General features: G+C 67.0%; 2 protein-coding genes. Both read right to left on the bottom strand.

All coding sequences use genetic code 11. The features are described from left to right. Window positions 1–681: IS110 family transposase (locus tag AC1D1G_RS45645; RefSeq protein WP_477956993.1), on the bottom strand; the 681-nt coding region annotated here is incomplete at its 3' end. Further along, window positions 665–849 (bottom strand): hypothetical protein (locus AC1D1G_RS45640; protein ID WP_477956992.1); only part of this gene is annotated, 185 nt, incomplete at its 5' end. The genes AC1D1G_RS45645 and AC1D1G_RS45640, both read right to left, overlap by 17 nt.

Here is an 849-nt window from a genome sequence, read left to right as displayed (position 1 = left end):
GAGCTGTTCGGTGCGCAGCGCGGCCCGGATGCGGGTGGTCTTGGTGTCGATGTCCCGGCGACGGGCCCGGCGCAGGGCGGCCGAGATCTGGGCCCGGCTCAACCGGGCCGCCGCGGTCGGGTCGGGGGCCTTGCCGAGCAGTTCGAGGGTATCGGCGGCGTCGAGGTCGTCGAATGCTTCCAGCGCGGCCGGGAAGTACTCACGCAACGCGTGTCGCAGCCGCTGCGTCTGACGGGTGCGTTCCCAGATCAGCGTCTTGTGCGCGCGGGCAACGACTTTCACCGCCTCGGCGTCGGGGCTGTCGCCGGCCATCGCGCGGAGCTGGTGGGCGTCGGTGCGGACCATGTCGGCCAGCGAGTGTGCGTCGGCGGCGTCGCTCTTGGCACCGGACACCGCATGGCGTTGCCGGTACCGGGCCGCCTGCAACGGGTTGAYCGGATACACGACGTAGCCGGCTGCATTCAGCGCCGCCACCCACGGACCACGGTCGGTCTCGATCCCGACCCGCACCTCGGCGTCGTCGCCGGCGTCGTCGCCGAGCTGTGCGGCGATCAGCGCGTGCAGCCGTGCGATTCCGGAACTCCCTTCCGGTAGTCTGGATTTCGCCAGTGTGCGCCCCGACGAATCCATCAATTCCACATCGTGATGATCCTCGGCCCAATCGTCACCCACCAGCAGCAGCATTTACTACCTCCTTTCCCCGTCCGTCATCGACAGATACCTCGGCAGCCTGGCGGAAGAAGTTTCGGCGACCTAATAAAATAGTGCTCTGCGGCACGACATCCCAGCAGCGATCATCTATCTTCCGAACCGAACCGGCGAGGGCACGATCTGAAGGCAGGACTTCAA

The organism is Rhodococcus sp. P3_B8 (genome assembly GCF_056402775.1).
The sequence above is the reverse complement of the archived record's forward strand: the minus strand, read 5'-3'. Positions and strand labels throughout refer to the sequence as shown.